This window comes from Streptomyces plumbidurans, from assembly GCF_019857225.1.
Taxonomy (GTDB): Bacteria; Actinomycetota; Actinomycetes; order Streptomycetales; family Streptomycetaceae; genus Streptomyces; species Streptomyces plumbidurans.
In genome coordinates this window covers 92,636-110,564 of the sequence record NZ_JAFJSY010000008.1, presented here as the reverse complement: position 1 = coordinate 110,564, position 17,929 = coordinate 92,636, and the positions used below count along the sequence as shown (strand labels likewise).

Below are 17,929 nucleotides of genomic sequence, written 5' to 3'. Positions count from 1 at the left end.
TACGACAAGGCGACGGCCGAGGGCATTCCCGCGGCGCCGACCCCCACGACCGCGCCGCGCGGCAGTGACCCGGAACGCGACCGAGCCCCGTATCCCGCACATCTGTGGCGATGGGCGGGACACGGGGCTCGGGGCGGGGGTCGAACTACGGGCAGTTATCCGTGGCAGATGAGGACGATGAGGCCGTCGCAGTCGTCGCCGTCGTCGTCGTCCCAGCCGCCGTGACCGCGGGCGGCCCCGCGCTCGTCCTGGCGGTGGTCGGCCGTGGCCTTGGCGGTGCCGTTCAGGTGGGACGCCGCCGCCAGGGCGGGCGAGGTGGCTCCCGCCAGGGCCGCACAGGCGAGGCCCAGTGCGGCACCGACCGCGGCTATTCGCGGAATGCGGGGGCCGGCTTTCTCGGAGTCACGGAGGGTTTCGCGGTGGTTGCGCTCTGCAGTGTTCATGCAGTCACCGTGCCTGCCCTGGCGGCCTATTTCGCGCCGGGCGGACCGATCGGGTGAGGCGGTCGGGGTCAGAGGCCCAGGTCGAGGGCGAGGCAGGAGAAGCTCGCCCAGGGCGCCTCGGGGTCGTGGGCGTCCCGCGCCGGGTCGGGTGCCGTCGCCGGCATCTCCTCGACCATGTCCTCGAAGCGGACGCGCTCGGGCAGCTCGCCGAATCGTGCGCGGCGCGATGCTGCGGCGCTGTCGGTGTCGCTGTCAATGACGGTGATGGTGTCGGTGACGGTGCGATTTTCCATGGTCAACTCCCGCTCGGTGGTTGGCGGATGGAGTCTGCTTGGTCGGTTGGCCCGTATCCCGCGGCCCCGTTCAGAGCGTGACGGTCTTGTACTCGACGTACTGCGAGAGACCGACCGCTCCGTACTCCCGGCCGATCCCACTGGCCTTGTAGCCGCCGAACGGCCCGTCGAAGGCGATGGGCGCACCGTTGACCGTGACCGTGCCGGTCCTCAGCCGGCGCGCGACGTCGAGCGCGCGGGCCTGGTCGGCGGACCACACCCCGCCCGAGAGCCCGTACTCGGAGTCGTTGGCGATCCGTACCGCGTCGTCCTCGTCGTCGTAGGCGATGACGACGAGGACCGGGCCGAAGATCTCCTCCTGGGCGATCCGCATCGAGTTGTCGACGTCGGCGAACACGGTCGGCGTGACGTAGTTGCCGCCCTCCAGCCCCGGGGGGATGTCCGGGCCGCCGGTGACGAGCCGGGCGCCCTCCTTGATGCCGAGTTCGATGTAGTCCCGTACGCGCTGCTGCTGGTCCGGCCGGACCATCGGGCCGATGAAGGTGTCGGGGTCGTTCGGGTCGCCGACCTTCAGCGACTCCACCAGATCCTTGAGCGCGGTGACGACCTCCTCGTAGCGGCTGCGCGGGGCGAGGATGCGGGTCTGGGCGATGCATGCCTCGCCGTTGTTGAGCAGCGAGGCGAATTTCAGTCCCTGTACGGCCTTGTCCACGTCGGCGTCGGGCAGGATGAGGGCGGCCGACTTGCCGCCCAACTCCAGGCTGACCCGCTTCAGTTGCTCGCCCGCGATGGAGGCGATCCGGCGACCGGCCCGGGTCGAGCCGGTGAACGCGATCTTGTCGACGTCCCGGTGCGACACCAGGTACTCGCTGGTCTCCCGATCGGCGGGAAGGACGCTGATCACTCCCTCGGGCAGACCGGTCCGCTCCAGCAGTTCGGCGAGGAATCCCATGCTCAGCGAGTTCTCGGGGGACACCTTGAGCACGACCGTGTTGCCCGCCAGCAGGGCCGGGAGGATCTTCGCCATGGCCGCGGAGAACGGCGAGTTCCACGGAATGACGGCCGCCACGACACCGATCGCCTCGCGGCGCAGCACGCTGCGCGTGGGGGAGGCCGGATCGGTGGGCGCGAGGGTCTCCTCCCAGCCGAACTCCTCGGCCGCCTTGAGGTAGGCGCCGGCCTGCCGGCTCAGTCCCGGCTGTCCGGCCCGCGTGAACCAGGTGGCCGAGCCGTTCTCGGCGGAGATGAGAGCGGCGATCTTCTCGCCGTCGGCCTCGCGCAGCGCATTGAGCCGCCGGACGACCGCGATGCGCTCCGCCGGTGCAATGCGGGGCCAGGGGCCCTCGTCGAAGGCGGCGCGGGCGGCGGCCACGGCGCGGTCGACGTCGGCGGGCCGCGCCTGCGCCGCGCGTCCGACGAGTGTCCGGTCGTGCGGGGACAGGATGTCGAGCAGTTCGGGATCGCTCGGCTCGGTCCAGGAGCCGGCGATGAAGAGACGGTCGTAGGTGATCACTTGGTCTCCCGGGTTTCTGTGGAAGCCTGACGTTGTAGTTATCTGTCACATCAATGTAGCACTTAGATTCAAGCTTGCCTCATCTATGAGGTTGTAATTGAGTGAGGTGCCACACGACGCGTTAAGCTCACCCCGTGAGAGCCGACGCAGCACGCAACCTGGAAGCCGTCCTGACGACCGGGGCGCGCATGCTCGCCGACGACCCCGGCGCGAGCATCGCCGCCATCGCGGCCGAGGCGGGGGTCGACCGGCGCACCGTCTACCGGCGGTTCGCCTCCCGTGAGGAACTGCTCGCGGCCATCTACGAAGCCCGCTACGAGGCCGTCGAGCGGGTCGTCGAGGATGCGAGGCTGCGTGAGGCTCCCGTCGCCGTGGCCCTGCACCGCTACGTCGAAGGGATCATCGGCGTCAATCGCAAGTGGCCCGTGGAGCTGACCAGGCTGAAGGCCGACGAGGAGATCCGTGGGCGGCGCGACGCCCTGATCAGGGAGGTGGACGCGTTCTTGGAGCGTGCCGTCTCCGAAGGGCTGCTGCGTGCTGACCTTCCCGTCGCATGGCCGGGCGCGCTGCTGCCGCAGCTGATGCATCTGGCCTCGCAGCAGATGTCTCAGCTCACCGCGGCCCAGGCCGCCGACCTGGTGGTGGACACGTTTCTGCGCGGGCTCGGCGCACAGTGACACCCGGGGCGAACCTGCCGGCGACGGCCGCGGCGAGGAGCAGCGCGGCAAGGGCCGTGAGTGCGGTGCCGCGCCAGCCGAAGGCATCGAGCAGGGGAGCGGCGAGCGCGGTGCCGAGGGCGCCGATCGTGAAGTACAGCACCAGATAGACGCTGCTGAGACTGCCGGAGCGCTGCGGGTCGAGGGCGATGATCCGGCTCTGGTTGGCGGCCTGCGCCGCGAAGCAGCCGGCGTCGAAGAGCGCGAGCCCGGCCGCGGTGACCGGAGGCGCGCCCAGGCCGGTGGTCAGCAGGGCGACGCCGACTGCGGCGGCCGCCATGGAGGCGGTGATCACCGTGCGCGGGCTGTACCGGTCGATGAGGCGGCCGGTCAGCGGCAGCGCGACGAAGCCGAGAAGCCCGGCCAGGCTGTAGAGGCCGATGGCGGTCGGGGTGAGCGAGTGGGGCGGCCGGGCGAGGTCGAGCGCGAGGGCGACCCAGACCAGCGTGAAGGCGAAGTACCACAGGCCGCCCGCCGCCACGGCGTTGCGCAGCGGCGGGACATCGCGCAACAGCGGGGGAAGCGAGGCGAGGGCCGACCGGTAGCCGCGGTCGGAGGACGGCCGCTCCCGGGGCAGCACCAGGGCCGCGGCGCAGGCGCCGAGCAGCGCGAGGGCGGCGAAGACGAGGAGCATCCGCCGCCAGCCGAGCACGTCGGTGAGCGCACCTCCCGCAAGGCGGCTGAGCAGGATGCCGGCCGACATGCCGGCGGCCACCATGGCGACGCCGGCACCACGGCGTCCGGGCGCGGCATGCCGCCCCGCGATGTTGCCGGCCTGCGCGGCGACACTCGCGCAAGCGCCGATGAGGACGTACGCGGCCAGCAGGACCGCGGCCCCGGATGCGGAGGCCGCGGCGATCAGAGCGGCGACCAGGGCGCTGAGCTGTACGGGGACCAGACGGCCGGGGGCGACGCGGTCGGTGAGCGGCAACAGGAGGGCGAAGCCGATGGTGCAGCCGACGAGCGCGGCGGTCGGTACGAGGCCGATCACGGCCGTGGAGACCTGCAGATCGCCGGCGACGACGCCGAGAGCGGGCTGGACGGCGTAGTTGTTCGCGATCGCCGTGCCCGCTATGGCGGCGAGCAGGAGGGTGCCGCCGCGGGGGAGCGGGCGGGTCATGGCCGGGTGTCGCGGGTGAGGACGACGGCGTAGCGGCAGTCGGCCTCGGTGGTGTTGGTGAAGACGCGGTCGGCGGGTGCGCCGAGTTCGATGGTGTCGCCCGGTTCGAGGTCGTGGACGGTGTCGCCGTCGTGGAAGGTCAGCCGGCCGTCGAGGACCCAGACCACCTGCCGTACGAACGCGAAGGCGGCGGCCGGATACGGCACGCGGGCCCCGGCAGGGAGAACGATCTCGGCGATCTCGGCCGGGAACGCGGGGCCGGTGATCTGGCGGCGCCGGTAGCCGGTGCCGGGGTCGCGCCACTCGGCCGCCTCGGCCCGGCGCCTGACTCCCGCACCGCGATCCGTGTCGTCGTCGGAGCCCTCGGTGCCCTCGGTGCCCTCGGTGCCCTCGGTGCCCTCGGCGCCCTCGGCGAGGGCGAGCAGTGAGGCGACGCTCAACTGGAAGGCGGCCGACAGCTTGCCGAGCACGACGGCCGTGGGGCTGCTCTCGCCGCGTTCGATCCGGCTGATCATCGCCTGGGAGACACCGGAGGCGTCCGCCAGCTGAGCCAGGGTCCAGCGGCGGCGCTCTCGTTCGGTGCGCACCCTTGCGGCGATCCGCCCCACGAGCGGATCTACTATGTTGGACATGAATCCAATATACGAGAGAAGCCGGACGGCCATCGTACGCCCGGCCCGCTCCGGCGACGGGGAGGCAGTCCGGGCCATCCGCAACCACGCCGTGGAGCACTCAACGGCCCTGTGGACACATGCCGTTCAGTCCCCGGCGCAGGGGACGGCCTGGCTCGCCGCCCATCTGGAGCGCGGTTCGGCGTTCGTGGCCGAGGTCGGGGGCGAGGTGGCCGGGTTCGCGGTCTACGGCCCCTGGCGCGAGCTGGACGGCTACCGCCACACCGTGGAGGACTCGGTCTACGTAAGCGAGGACCGGCAAGGGCTGGGCATCGGATCCGCTCTGCTGGCCGCCCTGATCGCATCCGCCCGCGAAGCCGGCCATCACGTCATGATCGCCGGCATCGAAGCCGGGAACAGCGGGTCGATCCGGCTGCACGAACGGTTCGGATTCCACCACGCCGGCACGGTGCGGGAGGTGGGCACCAAGTTCGGCCGCTGGCTCGACCTGACGATCATGCGGCTGCCGTTGAGCTGAGGGCCGTCCCGGTGTTCTACGACGCCGAGTTGTTGGGGGCCTGCGGCGCAGGCCGGGCCATGCCGGTGGCAGGCCGGTCCTTGCGCGGACTTCCGGGAGCGGCGTGGTGGCTGCCGCGCAGAGCGGAGGCGACCGCGGATACCAGCGCCATGCCTGCCGCGACGCTGAACACGATGGTCAGGCCGTGGTGGAACGGACCGGAGACCAGCTGCGGGAAGAAGCTGTGGCCGGTCAGCGTCGCACGCTGGGCCGCGGAGACATGGCCGAGGGACCCGTCGGACGCGAGAAGGTGCTGGATCGGGTTGTTGCCGAGGAAGGTCGCGAACAGTGTGCTCACCGGCGGCAGCGACGCGGCGTGCTCGGCCGCGCCGGCCGGTACACCGTGCGCCTGCAAGCCGCTGCTCAGCGTCCCGGGCAGCGAGGACGCGAGCCCGGAGACCATCAGGGAGAAGAACACCCCGATGGACAGGGCCGTACCGGAGTTCTGGAACGTCGAGCGCATGCCGGAGGCGACGCCCCGGTACTCGGGCTGCACACTGCCCATGATCGAGGACGTGTTCGGTGCGGAGAACATGCCCTGTCCCAGCCCGTTGAGCAGCAGCAGTGCCGCGAACAGGCCGTAGTCGAAGTTCACCGGCAGGGCGAGCAGGCCGAGGAACGACGCCGCGACCACCAGCAGCCCTGCGGTGGAGAACAGTCGCGCGCCGAAGCGGTCCGACAGGAAGCCCGAGACGGGCCCCGCGATCAGGAAGCCGACGGTGAGCGGGAGCATGAAGACGCCCGCCCACAGCGGGGTGTCCTCGAAGTCGTAGCCGTGCAGGGGCAGCCAGATGCCCTGCAGCCAGATGATGAGCATGAACTGCAGGCCGCCCCGCGCGATCGCGGTCAGCAGCGCGGCCAGATTGCCCGCGGCGAAGGCGCGCACCTTGAACAAAGCCAGGTTGAACATGGGCTCGGCCACGCGCGTCTCGACGAAGCAGAAGAGCAGCAGCAGGGCGGCGCCGCCGATCAGGCCGGTCAGGACCCAGGGGTTGCCCCAGCCCGTGGCGCTGTCGCCGTAGGGCTGGATGCCGTAGGTGATGCCCGCGAGCAGGATGCCCGCGCCGACCGCGAAGGTGAGGTTGCCCAGCCAGTCGACGCGGCCGGGCCGTCCCGTCGCCGTCTCGCGGAGGCTGAGGTAGGACCAGATCGTGCCGGTGACGCTGACCGGGACGCTGACCCAGAACACCGCACGCCAGTCGACGACCGCGAGCAGACCGCCCGCCAGAAGGCCCAGGAACTGGCCGGCGAGCGCGGTGATCTGGTTGATGCCCAGCGCCATACCGCGCTGCCGGGCGGGGAAGGCGTCGGTGAGGATGGCCGCCGAGTTGGCGGTCAGCATCGAGCCGCCGAAGGCCTGCACGATGCGCCAGATGATCAGCCACAGGGCACCTGCCCCCGCCCGGAACGGGTCCAGGGACAGGGCCACGGACGCGCACGCGAAGATCAGGAAGCCGAGGTTGTAGATCCGCACCCGGCCGAACATGTCGCCGAGCCGGCCGAGGACGACCACCAGGACGGCCGAGACCAGCAGATAGCCCAGGATCATCCAGAGCAGATAGCCGATGTTGCCCGGAGCGAGCGGGTCGAGGCCGATACCGCGGAAGATCGCGGGCAGCGAGATGATCACGATGGAGGCGTCCATCGTGGCGATGAGGACGCCGAGTGTGGTGTTCGACAGCGCGACCCACTTGTAGCCGGGCCCGACAGGGGTGTCCTTCCTGCGGGCCGAGCGCAGGGCGCCGAAGGCGAAGGGCCCCTTCACAGCTGCTCCGCCATCCGGTCGAGTAGCGGAAGCGCCGCCGCGAGCGCGGCCCGCTCGTCCGCCGTGAACCCCTCCAGGACCGTCCCGAGCCGGTGCACGGACTCCGAGCGGCGCTCGGCCAGCATGGTGCGGCCCTCGTCGGTGATCGTCACGATGCTGCGCCGCCCGTCCGCCGGATCGGGGCTGCGGCCGACCAGCCCGCGCTGCTCCAGCAGCGTGAGGGTGCTCGCCATGGCCTGCGGGCGGACCCGCTCCATCTCGGCGAGCGCGGTCGGTGTGTCCGGACCGTCGTTGGACAGCCGCGCGAGCACCGACATGCCGGAGAGGGAGACGTCCCCCACGGCGTGGGCCTGGCGCAGCCGCCGGGTCACCCGTCCCATCGCGAGCCGCAGGTCGTACGCGAGCTGTGCGGTGTCGCTGGGGTCGCGTATCTCGCCGCGACCTGCACCGGTGTTCACCTTCATGGGTACTAAGCCTAGTTTTATCAGTTGAGACTGCTCAACCAATTGTTAGTAAATGGCCCGCTCGGGCACCGCCGCGTGTCGCTCTTCCGTACGCCAGGGAACAACACGATGTCCCAAGTGCCCTTTCCTCACCCGGCGTTCACTCCGTCACGACACCCGCGTGATAGATATGGCCCTCTCTCCTCGATGAATCCCAGGTGCCACGCTCATGCCCAAACGCCTCATCGTCCCCCTCCGTCGCGAGGTCCTCGTCGGACCGGAACGACTGGCCTTCTTCGGCGACGCAGTGTTCGCCATCGCGATCACGCTGCTCGCGCTCGACATCAGCGTCCCCGAGGACCTGCCCGACTCGGACGTCGCACACGCCGTACGCGAGGCGGTGCCGGCGATCGACGCCTACCTGCTCAGCTTCTTCGTCATCGGCGCGCTCTGGCTGACCCAGCACGCGCTGTTCCGCCTCATCGCCACCGTCGACCGCTGGCTGCTCACCTGCTACTTCATGCTCCTCGCGGTCGTGGCCGCACTGCCCTTCCCCACCAAGCTGATCAGCGAGTACGGCGACACGACCACGGGAACCGCCTTCTACGCCGCGTCGATCTTCCTGGCGGTCGCGCTCTACTGCGTGATGTATCTCCGACTGATCGCCAAGCCGGCGCTGACGACGCCGCACACCACGCCGACGCAGATGACGGAGACGTTTCGCCGTAGCGTCGTCGTGGCGCTGGTCTTCGCCACGTCCGTCCCGGTCGCGTTCGGTTCGCCGACGCTGGCCAAGTACTGGTGGCTGCTGGCGGTCCCTGCCAACCTGCTGTTCCGTGCGCGGAGCGCCGCCGCGTCGGGCGGACCGGACGAGGCGACGCCCTCGGAGGGATAGACGGCCTTGAGCGCCGACCGGCGGCATGACGTCAGGACGACGGCTGCGCCTTGGTCCAGGCGTTCCCACCGGGGATGAACTCGTAGGCGGGCCGCCCGGTGTTGGCGCTGGTGCGGAACGGCCGCCCGCGGTTGTCGATCCGCACGGTGCCGTGCCGGCTGCCGCTGGACCAGTTCAGCTCCAGGTACCAACTCGCGTCGTACGCCGAGGTGTCGGCCTTGATGTAGAAGACCTCCGGGTCGGACTCGCTCACCTTGAAAGGGAAGTTCCGCTGCCCCGACCGGGGTACGACGGTCGGGCGGGCCGAGTCGAGGTCGACGCGGAAGGAACGGGTCTCCACACCGCCACCGCAGCCGACGCCCATGGTGTAGTCGTTCCAGGGCAGCGGCGCGCTCCGACCGGCCGAACGGACGGCAAGGCTGTTGAGGACGACGGTCTCCTTGCCGGAACCCTGCACGGTGAGCGTGACGTACTGCTCTCCCGCCGAGACGCCACCGGACGCGGCCACCCACGCCGTCGCCTCCTCCGCCACGGGCGGCGGGCCCACAGCGGCGGGAGGCTTGTCGATCAGGTAGTGCTGACTGCACGGGGTCTCCCAGCTGTAGGGCTGGGTGGTCACCGTCAGCGGCGTACCGGCGGCCGGTTCGGCGGCGGTCGTGGAGGGGGAGGCCCCGGCCGCTCCCGAGCCCTTTGCCGTCTCCTTCGCCCGGCCCGTGGTCGAGGAGGACGCCGAGGGCGACGCATGGGACGGTGACGGGGACCCGGTGCGCCCCTTCCCGTTCAGCTTGCTGTCGTTCGTCGCGGAGGCGACACCGGCGGAGCGGGCCCGGCCGTCGTCGGCGTCCCGCGAGGGCAGGTTGGCGGTGAGCGCGACCGCACCGGCCACGGCGACCACGGCGATCCCGGCGACAACGAGCCGCCGGGGGTGACGCAGCTTCCGGAGCGCGGGCTCACCGGACGCGACCGCGGGCTCGTCGGTGACCGCGACACCGTCCGCCGTTACGCCCGCGACCGCGGGCTCGTCCGCCGTGTTGCCTGCGGCCGGGGGCTCGTCCGTCGCTTCACGCGCGACCGAGGCTTGGGCTGCCGGTGCGTCCGCGGCCGTGGCATCGGCTGCCGCTTCGTCCATGACCGTGAGGTCGCTCGCTGCCGTGCCCTTACGCCCGCGGTTCGCATCCGCCAGTATCCAGCGCCGGTGCAGCTCGACGAGCTCGGCGGGCGACGCCTTGCACAGGCGGGCCAGCCGTTCGACCGGTGCGTAATCCGTGGGCACGGCATCGCCGTTGCAGTACCGGTGGAGCGTCGACGTACTCATGTGCAGTCGCTTGGAGAGCGTCCCGTAGCTGAGCCCGGATCGGTCCTTCAACTCCCGCAGCAGCCCGGCGAACCCGGCCTCGGCAGTGTCCTGCGACACCGTTCCTCCCACCCCATGTCCCGTTCCGGCGTTCCAGGAACAGGTTGTTTCAGCAGTTCAGAGCCCGTTTCGGCGTTCCAGCGTCCCTGATCTCCCGGTGGCTGTGGCGTCTGGAACGGATCACCGCACAGGCTGAGGTCATCCAAGCACGCCGATCCCGGGAACCGTTCGAGCGGTGGCCCCGGCCTTGTCATCAGGAGATGGATCCAGCCATGCCCGAGTCTCGCACCAGCGCCACCACCACCAGCGCCGCCGCCACCACCCGTCCCGCCCGCACACCCCGACTGCTCGTGAGCGCAGCAGCGGTCACGCTCTCCGCACTCGCCCTGACGGCCTGCCAGAACGGAACGGGGACCAAGGACGAGGGCAAGGCGACGACTTCGGCATCCGTCACGGCCGAGCCGTCGGCCGGCGGGACCGGAACGCCTCAGGACCAGAGCTCCGCGACCGGCGGACAGACCAATGCGGGAGGGGCCAACGGGGGAAAGGCCGGCGCGGGAAACTCCGGTGCCGGACAGAAGAGCGGGGGCCGGAGCGGGAACAGCACGGGCTCCGGAAGCGGCAAGGGCGCCTCGGGCACGTCCGCCTCGGACAAGCGCGTCCTGTGCAACGGCTCCAACACCAAGGTCACCGTGCAGACGGTCTCCCGCCCGCTCAACCACATGCTGATCACGGTCAAGAACACCGGCTCCAAGACCTGCGACCTGCCCTACTACCCGGTGCTCCGCTTCGACGAGATGCAGTGGGCGCCGACCGCGATGAAGGACACCCAGCCGCAGGCCGTGGTGACCCTGACGCCCGGTGAGTCGGGCTACGCGGGCGCTCTGCTCTCGGCGGCCGACGGCAGCGGCGAGGGCGGGCAGACGGGGCACCGGCTGACGATCGCCTTCCAGGGCCTGACGCCGAACAGCAGCGGCGGCGCGTCCGCCGTGCCCACGCTGCCCGCCAAGGGCATCTACTACGACAGCTCGCTGACGGTCACCTACTGGCAGCAGAACATGGCGGACGCGCTCGACTCGTGAGCGCCCCGGGCGGCCCTGCTCAGCTTGCCCGGATGTCAGCTTGCCTCGGTGTCAGCTCGCCCGGGTGCGCCGCGCGAGGAGGGCCACCCCGGCGAGCAGGGCCAGGACCACCCCGGCGAACCAGGTCATCGCTCCGGACGTCGAGGTGTAGCGTCCGGCGACACCGAGGCCGACGGGCAGCAGCGCCAGGCCGAGGTAGGAGACCAGGAACAGCCCGGCGAGCGCCTCGCCTCGCCGGGCGGGGGCCGCCATCGCCGCGACGGAGCCCACGGCGGACTTGAAGAGCATCCCGGCACCGGCCCCGGCGACGATGCCGGCGAGTACGAACACGGTGAGGCTCGCGGTGCGCACGCCGACCGCGAGCACGGCCACTCCGGCCGCCTGGGCGAGCAGCCCGGCGTTGCGGCGGGCCCTCGCGGTGAGCCGGCCCGTCAGTACCTGGGCCGTGGCGGCCGCACCGAAGACCACGAACACGATCAGCCCGGCCAGTGCCCGCGACGGATGGTGCAGGGTGCCGCCGACGAAACCCGGCACCAAGGAGGTGAAGAGCCCGAACACGGCCAGAGACGCGAAGCCCGCGGCGACAGCCGCGACGTAGCCGGCCCGGTCGCCGTGGTCGGCACTCACCCGCTGCGGCCGGTAGGCGGGCCTGACCGCCGGCTTCTCCACCGTCTCCGGGGTGAGCGCGACGGCGGCCACGCCGACCAGCAGTGCGACGCCGAGGACGGCGTAGGGCAGACGCAGCGGTGCGCCGAGGTACTGGGCCAGCAGTCCCGCCACCAGCGGGCCGACGCCCAGGCCGCCGATGTTCGCCGCCGTCGACACGATCTCGAAGCGCTGCGCCGAGCCGTCCGGCCGGTCGGCGCTGTGCAGGTCGTGCAGATGGGCCGTGGCGGTCGCGGTGAGCATGCCGACACCGAGCCCGGTGACCAGTCGCGCGACGAGCAGGACCGGCAGCGACGGAACGGCGAGGAACAGAGCGGCGGCGACGAGCTCCAGCAGCAGCGCCGCGGTCAGTACCTTCTTGCGGCCGACCCAGTCCGAGATGTGCCCGGCGAGCACCAGACTCACCAAAACACCGACCGCGTAGACCGCGAACACGACCGTCACCGTGAACGTCGAGAAACCGTCGTGCGCCTGGTAGAGCGGGTACAGCGGAGTCGGCACCGTGGAGAACGCCATGGCCGTCACGAACACCGCCGCGATCACCCAGAACCCGACACCGTAGGCACGGCGGCCGAAGCGACGGCCCTCCGGCTCCTGGCCGGCGTCGCCCCGCACATGGCGCGTGGCCGAGGACATCGACATCTGAGCACTCCGATCCCTGAACGATGACGCAGGCGGCTCGACCGCCGCCTATCGCTCCCAACAGATGCCCGACGTGCCCGCTTCCCCTTCGGTCGAGATGATCGTAGATGACGGTAATCTCTCTCCGAGATGAGCGTTCCAGGGACGAGCGTTCCCGGGATGGGCCTTTCGCGGTCGAGCTGAGAAGGCGGGCCATGGAGCTACGGCAGATGGCGGTCGTCGTCGCGGTCGCCGAGGAGGGCGGGTTCACCGCCGCGGCACGGCGGCTGCACGTGGTGCAGTCCGCGGTCTCCGGGACGGTGCGCGCGCTGGAGCACGAACTGGGGGCACGGCTGTTCCTGCGCACCACGCACCGGGTGACGCTGACCCCGGCGGGGCGCGCCTTCCTGTCCTTCGCGCGTACGGCTCTGGGGGCGGCCGAGGAGGCACGCGCGGCGGTCGCCCTGGCTCAGGAGGAGCTGAGCGGAGAGGTCACCGTCGGTGTGATGCAGGGGCTCTACGCCGGTCTGGCCCCGGGACTGGCCGCCTTCCACCGGGAACACCCGGGCGTTGCGGTGAGGCTGCGGCAGGCCCCGGCGGACGCCATTCCGCGCGACCTGCGCGACGGCACGGTCGACCTGGCCGTCGTGGCCCTCGACGCCGCCCGGCTCCGGGGACTCGCCACCAGGGCGCTGGCTCAGGAGGAGATGGTCCTCGTGACCGCCGCCGCAGAGGCCCGGCTGCCGGAGCGAACGGTGACCCTGGCCGAGGCGGTCGCGCTGCCGCTGGTGGACTTCCCGCTGGGCTGGGCGATCCGCACCTCGGTCGACCGGGCCCTGCGGTCGGCCGCCCTCGAACGTGCCACCACCTTCGAGGTGAACGACGTCCTCGGCGCCACCGACCTGGTGCGCCACGGCCTCGGCGTCTGCATCCTGCCCGCCTCCCTGGCCGCCCGCTTCCCCGACCTGTCGGTGCGCCGCTTCGCTGCGCACGCACCGACCTGGCGGATGAGGGTCGTACACCCGAAGGGCGACCTGCCGCCCGCAGTGGCCGAACTGCTGCGCCACATCGGATAGTTGAGGTCAGGCGTCAGGCTGCACCACGCACAGAACCTCAGGCGTTCGGGTCGAACGGAATGCCCGACGGCATCGAGTGGGCGAGGCCGTACTCGAAGTCGCCGTCCTTGATCTTGATGGTGGCCGCACCGAAGTCCGCGTACAGCAGCTTGTCGCGGTAGCCGGCCGGATAGCCGTTCCAGCCCACCAGCCGCGGGTAGAACCAGCCGCCGGTGACGTTCTCCGGAGGGTCGTCGTTGGAGTTGGCGAACCGGAAGTCGTGGGTGGAGACACCGTCCTTGTGGTAGACGATCTTCGGGTGGCTGCCGTCGAAGCGGATGGCCGAGGCGGCCGCCACCTGGTAGCCGCTGTGCTGGGACACCGACACGTACTGGACCTGGTTGTCGTTGATCCACACGACGACGTGCTCCCAGTCGTGCGTGTGGCCGATGGCCGCCGGTCCGAGCGTGGCCTGGTCCTTCTCGAAGTAGCTGGCGTACATCACCGCGCACCAGCCGTTGTTGCACTTCTCGCGCGAGTAGGTGTTGGCGTTGGCGAGTTGGGCGTAGTCGTGGCAGTGGCCGTTGACGTCGCCGCCGAGCTTCAGGCCGGGGTTGATGGTGCCGTCCGCGCCGATGGCCGCGGTGGCGTAACAGCCGTCGCCGTCGTAGTCGTAGGCGGGGGAGAAGCTCTGCTCCAGGCCGTCGGCGTTCTGCGGCAGCAGCGTGAGCACATTGGCGTTCGCCTGCGCCGGAAGCGCGACGACCAGGGCTATGGCACCAAGGACGGCGGCGATCGCCGACCTGCGGAATTTTCCAGCACGGGTGGGGGGATTGCGCACGTCGTGAAACTAAAGGTCCGGACCACTTTCGTCAATATGTGAAGTAATAGTTTGGGAAGGGGAGTTGTCGCACCCGGCACGCATTCACAGATGGGGGAGCGGAGCATGGAGACCACCGGCCAACGGACCGACCGCTTCGGCCTTTTGCTCGACCAGTTCGACTTGGCCAGGGAGATGGCGCAGGTGCGGCTCAGGGGCCTCGGTGATGAGGAGTATCTGTGGGAGCCGGTGCCCGGATGCTGGTCGATACGGCGCCGGGGCGAGGCGACGACGCCCAGGGCCTTCGGGCCGGGCGAGTGGGTGCTGGACAAGGGTGCGCCGGACATCCCGGCGAGCGAGTACGCCGAGATTGCCCGGGAGGTCGCGGGCGGCATGACGATCGAGAAGATCGCGGAGGACTGGAGCGTGAGCACCCACCGGGTCGAGGAGGTTCTCGCCCACACCGGCCCGGTGCAGCCGGACGCCTCGCCGGTCACCACGATCGCGTGGCGGCTCGGGCATCTGCACTCCAACTTCGCCGGCGACTGGGAGTGGACCTTCGGCGAACGGCGGCGCGATCCGCACGAGTTGGTCGACTTCACCCCTGATGCCGCCCTGGCGCTGGAGCGGTTCTGGACGACGGTCGACCGCTGGCGCGAGAGCGTCGCCACCGTCACCGAGGAGCAACTGGACACGGTGGGGTTCTCGCAGTACCCGTACGGCTCCAACCCCGACGAGCCGTACGTCTGCGTGCTGGTGGGCATGAACCTCGAACTCATCCACCACATGGCCGAGATCGCGTTGCTGCGGGATCTGTGGCGGGCGCGCTTCACGGCGAGCAGTTAGCCGTGCAGATCGCCCGCCGTGCGGCAGACCCCGCCTCGATCACCGAGGAGCAGTGATACGCAGCCGGATCGTGCGAGCCTCCGGTCGCAGTGCGAACTCGGGCCATACGTCGGGTCCGCAGGACCGTGAGCCGAGTCCGTGCTGGGCCGCGTCGATGATGAGGTGACTGGTCGTCGAGTCGGGCAGTTCGAAGGGGTGCTCGGCCCGTGCGATCTGCTGCGGTGTGTGGCGGCTGAGCGTGAAGCCCGGTCGGCGGCCCTGTGCATCCGGCACGGCCACGATGCGCAGCGCCTCCAAGTTGCCGCTTTTCAGCGTGAGTTGGCGCAGCTGTGAGCGGTGTCCGGTCTCCTGCGGGCGTGCGTAGTCGACCGAGAGATCGCGGATCGTGGAGGAGAAACGGCCCGTGTACGCGGCGCGGACGCTGTCGGCGTAGGACTCGAGCGGGCCGAGGCCGAACCACTCGACGCCGTCGACGGGGGCCGTGCCGTCGGGCAGTTCGAAGCGGACTCCGATCCGCGGCCAGACCGTCCGCCAGCCGCGCGACGGCTCGATCTCCACGCGCAGTTCCAGCTCACCGTCCTCCAGCGTCCAGACGGACTCCACCATCACCGAGAGCGCGGAGTTGGCCGCGGAGACCTTGTCGACGGTGCGCAGGGCGTCCTCGGCGCGTTCCACGGACAGCCGTCGCGTCGTCAGCCGGTCGAGACCTTCGCGTCGCCACAGGTCGGCGCTGGACACGCCGTCCGTGCTGTCGTCGCTCCCCACGACCGTGCCGGCCGGGCTCTCGTCGTTGTCCGTCGGCGCGCGGAACAGCTCCAGCCGAGGGCCGGAGACGGCGCGGTCGGCGAGGCGGGCGAGGGACCCGTCGACGAACTCCGCGATGCCGAGAGTCAGCGTTCCGTCTCCGGGCCGCCAGTCGCTCCGGGGGCGGGCCGCGCGGCCCACGGGGGCGGCGGGGCGTCGAACCGAGCGGTCCAGCTGGGCAGTTGCGATCACATGGCCTTCCGGCGCCCAAGGGGTCGGCGATGCCAGCACCGCGTCGATCGTCAGCCATGTCTCGGCGTCCGGGGAGACCGCGATCGGCGGCAGGGGAGCCCACTCCGACTCGCCCGCCGCGACGACGGGGACGTCCAGGTCGCCGGATTCCACGAGCGTTCCGTCGTGCTCGACGCGCCAGCGGAAGCGCAGATCCGAAGTGTCGGCCGAGTGCCGGAGGTTGGTGACGGCGAACTTGTCGGCCTCGAAGGTGAAGGCGACCGGCTGCACGACCGCCTTGAACTCGTACAGGCTCGGCGTCGGCACGTCGTTGCTCAACAACATGCCGTCCATCACGAAGTTGCCGTCGTGCACGACCTCCCCGAAGTCGCCGCCGTAGGCGTAGTACGGCGTCCCGTCCTCGGTCGTCGTCAGGATGCCGTGGTCGCGCCACTCCCAGACGAAGCCGCCGTGCAGCCGCGGGTGCCTGTGCACCAGTGCCTCGTACTGGTCGAACCCGCCCGGTCCGTTGCCCATCGCGTGCGCGTACTCGCACAGCAGGAACGGCTTGGTGCGCTGCCGGGCGCCTTGTGCGGGCGTGCAGTTGAGGAGGGGCGCGCGTGAGCCGTCGGTGCCGATCTGCTCGGTCTCCGGCACCGTCGAGTACATGCGGGAGTAGACGTCCGTGTACTCGCCCGCGTGGTCGCCCTCGTAGTGCACGGGGCGCTCGGCGTCGCGGGCATGGACCCAGGCCGACATGGCGGCGAGGTTGCTGCCCGTTCCCGCCTCGTTGCCGAGCGACCAGATCACGATGCTGGGGTGGTTCTTGTCCCGCTCCACCGTGCGCTGGATGCGGTCCAGCAGCGCGGGGCGCCAGGTGGGGTCGTCGCTCGGATTGCCCGCCCAGTCGACCTTGCCGAAGCCGTGCGTCTCCAGGTCGCATTCGAGGACGACCCAGAAGCCGAGTTCGTCGGCGAGGTCGAGCAGCCGGGGATGCGGCGGATAGTGGCTCGTGCGGATGGCGTTGACGTTGAACCGCTTCATCAGGGCCAGGTCCTCGCGGGCGTGCTCCTCGTCGAAGACGCGGCCGCGCTCGGGGTGGGTCTCGTGGCGGTTGACCCCGTGGAAGACGACGCGTTTGCCGTTGACCAGGAACCGGTCGCCGCGGATCTCGACCGTGCGGAAACCCAGCCGCAGGGCGATGCTCTCCGACGCGGAGGACACGGTCGCCTCGTACAGGCGCGGCTGTTCGGCCGACCACGGCTCTACGTCGGCGACTTCGACCGGTGCCACATCGGCGGGCGTGGCCCAGACCTGCTCGATACCGAGTTGGGGGACGCGCAGGGTGACGGGGAAGGCGGACGTGTCGGCGACGACCTCCGGGTCGATGTGCCCGCGTCCGTTGTCGAAGCCGGTGCGCAGCCAGACGTCCTCGATGCCCCCGGCGGGCCGGGCGAGCAGGGTGACGTCGCGGAAGATGCCCGGCAGCCACCACTGGTCCTGGTCCTCGACATAGCTGGCCGCGGACCACTGGTGCACTCGTACGGCGACGACGTTGTCGCCGGGACGCACGACTGCGGTGACGTCGAACTCATGGGCCAGCCTGCTGCCGCTCGCGCTGCCGATCGCGACGCCGTTCACCCACACCCGGAACAGCGACTCGACTCCGTCGAAGCGCAGCACGACACGCTCGGCGTCCGACCAGTCGGCGGGCAGGGCGAAGTGGCGCCGGTAGTCGCCGGTGGGGTTCTCGTCCGGGACGTGCGGTGGGTCGATCGGGAAGGGGAACTGGACGTTGGTGTAGATCGGCCGGCCATAGGCCCCGTCGCCCTGGAGCACCCAGTGCGAGGGCACGGGAATGCTGTCCCAGCCCTGGTCGTCGTATTCGTCGGCCGCGAAGTCCTCCGTCGCCGAAGCCGTGGGCGACAGACGGAATCGCCAGGACCCGTTGAGGGAGAGGGACGGGGCGTCGGAGTGCAGCCACGAGCGCGCGGGGCGCAGTGCGCCGCGCCCCGGTGCGGTGTCCGAAACGGGTGCGGAGAGCTCGGAAGACAAGAGGTCACAACTTTCTTGGTGGCGACAGGCGTTGTCGGTGGGGGAGCCCGGCGGTCATCTGCGCGCGGCGGTCATCGGA

General features: G+C 70.7%; 17 protein-coding genes. 6 read left to right on the top strand and 11 right to left on the bottom strand.

The window, feature by feature from the left end:
• Nucleotides 1-155: 155 nt before the first annotated feature.
• The 3 genes from JYK17_RS06780 to JYK17_RS06770 all read right to left on the bottom strand — a co-directional run bounded on the left by JYK17_RS06780 (nucleotide 156) and on the right by JYK17_RS06770 (nucleotide 2,249).
• Nucleotides 156-443, bottom strand: coding sequence for a hypothetical protein (locus tag JYK17_RS06780; RefSeq protein ID WP_108014993.1), 288 nt, complete (start codon nucleotides 441-443; stop codon nucleotides 156-158).
• Nucleotides 444-511: 68 nt separating this feature from the next.
• Nucleotides 512-736: a hypothetical protein gene (locus JYK17_RS06775; protein ID WP_222810008.1), complete on the bottom strand. Its 225-nt coding sequence runs from the start codon at nucleotides 734-736 to the stop codon at nucleotides 512-514.
• A 70-nt stretch (nucleotides 737-806) separates the two neighbouring features.
• On the bottom strand, nucleotides 807-2,249 hold the full coding sequence (locus JYK17_RS06770; protein ID WP_108014995.1) for an aldehyde dehydrogenase: 1,443 nt from the start codon (nucleotides 2,247-2,249) through the stop codon (nucleotides 807-809).
• A 188-nt stretch (nucleotides 2,250-2,437) separates the two neighbouring features.
• On the opposite strand from JYK17_RS06770, the gene JYK17_RS06765 reads away from it, so the two are divergent.
• Nucleotides 2,438-2,926: a TetR/AcrR family transcriptional regulator gene (locus tag JYK17_RS06765; protein ID WP_108015148.1), complete on the top strand. Its 489-nt coding sequence runs from the start codon at nucleotides 2,438-2,440 to the stop codon at nucleotides 2,924-2,926.
• Here JYK17_RS06765 and JYK17_RS06760 read toward each other — a convergent pair.
• Complete coding sequence (locus JYK17_RS06760; RefSeq protein WP_222810007.1) at nucleotides 2,862-4,085, bottom strand: MFS transporter; 1,224 nt, start codon at nucleotides 4,083-4,085, stop codon at nucleotides 2,862-2,864. The genes JYK17_RS06765 and JYK17_RS06760 overlap by 65 nt on opposite strands.
• The gene (locus JYK17_RS06755; protein ID WP_222810006.1) at nucleotides 4,082-4,717 is read right to left on the bottom strand and encodes a helix-turn-helix domain-containing protein; all 636 of its coding nucleotides are present in this window, start codon (nucleotides 4,715-4,717) and stop codon (nucleotides 4,082-4,084) included. Before JYK17_RS06755 ends, JYK17_RS06760 begins: the two co-directional genes overlap by 4 nt.
• On the opposite strand from JYK17_RS06755, the gene JYK17_RS06750 reads away from it, so the two are divergent.
• Complete coding sequence (locus JYK17_RS06750; protein ID WP_222810005.1) at nucleotides 4,716-5,234, top strand: GNAT family N-acetyltransferase; 519 nt, start codon at nucleotides 4,716-4,718, stop codon at nucleotides 5,232-5,234. The two genes, JYK17_RS06755 and JYK17_RS06750, sit on opposite strands and share 2 nt — an antisense overlap.
• Nucleotides 5,235-5,250: 16 nt before the next feature.
• Here the strand turns inward: JYK17_RS06750 and JYK17_RS06745 are convergent, their stop codons facing one another.
• Together JYK17_RS06745 and JYK17_RS06740 are read right to left on the bottom strand one after the other, a co-directional pair.
• Nucleotides 5,251-6,918, bottom strand: coding sequence for an MFS transporter (locus JYK17_RS06745; RefSeq protein WP_234548422.1), 1,668 nt, complete (start codon nucleotides 6,916-6,918; stop codon nucleotides 5,251-5,253).
• A 116-nt stretch (nucleotides 6,919-7,034) separates the two neighbouring features.
• Complete coding sequence (locus tag JYK17_RS06740; protein ID WP_222810004.1) at nucleotides 7,035-7,502, bottom strand: MarR family winged helix-turn-helix transcriptional regulator; 468 nt, start codon at nucleotides 7,500-7,502, stop codon at nucleotides 7,035-7,037.
• A gap of 208 nt (nucleotides 7,503-7,710) precedes the next feature.
• Between JYK17_RS06740 and JYK17_RS06735 the strand changes: the two genes are divergently transcribed.
• Nucleotides 7,711-8,376: a TMEM175 family protein gene (locus JYK17_RS06735; protein WP_108015001.1), complete on the top strand. Its 666-nt coding sequence runs from the start codon at nucleotides 7,711-7,713 to the stop codon at nucleotides 8,374-8,376.
• Nucleotides 8,377-8,407: 31 nt separating this feature from the next.
• On the opposite strand, the gene JYK17_RS06730 is transcribed toward JYK17_RS06735, so the two are convergent.
• Entirely contained in the window at nucleotides 8,408-9,790 is a 1,383-nt protein-coding gene (locus tag JYK17_RS06730; protein WP_128804152.1) for a helix-turn-helix domain-containing protein, read from the bottom strand.
• A 212-nt stretch (nucleotides 9,791-10,002) separates the two neighbouring features.
• Between JYK17_RS06730 and JYK17_RS06725 the strand changes: the two genes are divergently transcribed.
• Nucleotides 10,003-10,812 carry a DUF4232 domain-containing protein gene (locus JYK17_RS06725; protein ID WP_108015003.1) on the top strand — a complete coding sequence of 270 codons (810 nt, stop codon included), beginning with the start codon at nucleotides 10,003-10,005 and terminating at the stop codon, nucleotides 10,810-10,812.
• A 51-nt stretch (nucleotides 10,813-10,863) separates the two neighbouring features.
• On the opposite strand, the gene JYK17_RS06720 is transcribed toward JYK17_RS06725, so the two are convergent.
• Complete coding sequence (locus JYK17_RS06720) at nucleotides 10,864-12,120, bottom strand: MFS transporter (protein WP_222810003.1); 1,257 nt, start codon at nucleotides 12,118-12,120, stop codon at nucleotides 10,864-10,866.
• A 194-nt stretch (nucleotides 12,121-12,314) separates the two neighbouring features.
• Between JYK17_RS06720 and JYK17_RS06715 the strand changes: the two genes are divergently transcribed.
• Complete coding sequence (locus JYK17_RS06715; protein WP_222810002.1) at nucleotides 12,315-13,175, top strand: LysR family transcriptional regulator; 861 nt, start codon at nucleotides 12,315-12,317, stop codon at nucleotides 13,173-13,175.
• 37 nt (nucleotides 13,176-13,212) lie between these two features.
• Here the strand turns inward: JYK17_RS06715 and JYK17_RS06710 are convergent, their stop codons facing one another.
• The gene (locus JYK17_RS06710; protein WP_222810001.1) at nucleotides 13,213-13,995 is read right to left on the bottom strand and encodes an NPP1 family protein; all 783 of its coding nucleotides are present in this window, start codon (nucleotides 13,993-13,995) and stop codon (nucleotides 13,213-13,215) included.
• A gap of 105 nt (nucleotides 13,996-14,100) precedes the next feature.
• On the opposite strand from JYK17_RS06710, the gene JYK17_RS06705 reads away from it, so the two are divergent.
• Nucleotides 14,101-14,820, top strand: a complete 720-nt coding sequence (locus JYK17_RS06705; protein WP_222810000.1) for a DinB family protein — start codon at nucleotides 14,101-14,103, stop codon at nucleotides 14,818-14,820.
• 39 nt (nucleotides 14,821-14,859) lie between these two features.
• Here the strand turns inward: JYK17_RS06705 and JYK17_RS06700 are convergent, their stop codons facing one another.
• Nucleotides 14,860-17,850, bottom strand: a complete 2,991-nt coding sequence (locus JYK17_RS06700; protein WP_222809999.1) for a glycoside hydrolase family 2 TIM barrel-domain containing protein — start codon at nucleotides 17,848-17,850, stop codon at nucleotides 14,860-14,862.
• Between the last annotated feature and the right edge of the window lie 79 nt (nucleotides 17,851-17,929).